Source organism: Microbispora sp. CSR-4 (genome assembly GCF_008033685.1).
Classification (GTDB): domain Bacteria; phylum Actinomycetota; class Actinomycetes; order Streptosporangiales; family Streptosporangiaceae; genus Microbispora.
On record NZ_VJVX01000237.1, the window covers coordinates 1 to 619 of the forward strand.

The window sequence follows — 619 nt, forward strand, 5'->3', positions numbered from 1 at the left end:
CGAGGCGATCACGCCGCAGACCCTGATCAACATCCGCCCGGTCGTGGCGTCGATCAAGGAGTTCTTCGGCACCTCGCAGCTGTCGCAGTTCATGGACCAGACCAACCCGCTGGCCGGCCTGACGCACAAGCGGCGTCTGTCCGCCCTGGGCCCGGGTGGTCTGTCGCGTGAGCGCGCGGGCTTCGAGGTCCGCGACGTGCACCCCTCGCACTACGGCCGCATGTGCCCGATCGAGACGCCGGAAGGCCCGAACATCGGCCTGATCGGCTCGCTGTCCTCCTTCGGGCGGGTCAACTCGTTCGGCTTCGTCGAGACCCCCTACCGCCGCGTCGTCGACGGCCGGGTCACCGACGAGATCGACTACCTCACCGCGGACGAGGAGGACCGGCACGTCGTGGCGCAGGCCAACACGGCCCTGAACGCCGACGGCACCTTCGCCGAGACCCGCGTGCTCGCCCGCCGCAAGGGCGGCGAGTTCGAGGCCGTCCACCCGTCCGAGGTCGACTACATGGACGTGTCGCCGCGCCAGATGGTGTCGGTGGCGACGGCGATGATCCCGTTCCTGGAGCACGACGACGCCAACCGCGCGCTCATGGGGTCGAACATGCAGCGTCAGTCG

Annotated in this window: 1 pseudogene; it reads left to right on the forward strand. The window is 69.5% G+C overall.

Annotated elements, in window-relative coordinates:
* A pseudogene (locus tag FLV34_RS39615) lies at nt 1–619 on the forward strand (DNA-directed RNA polymerase subunit beta); the annotation flags it as partial.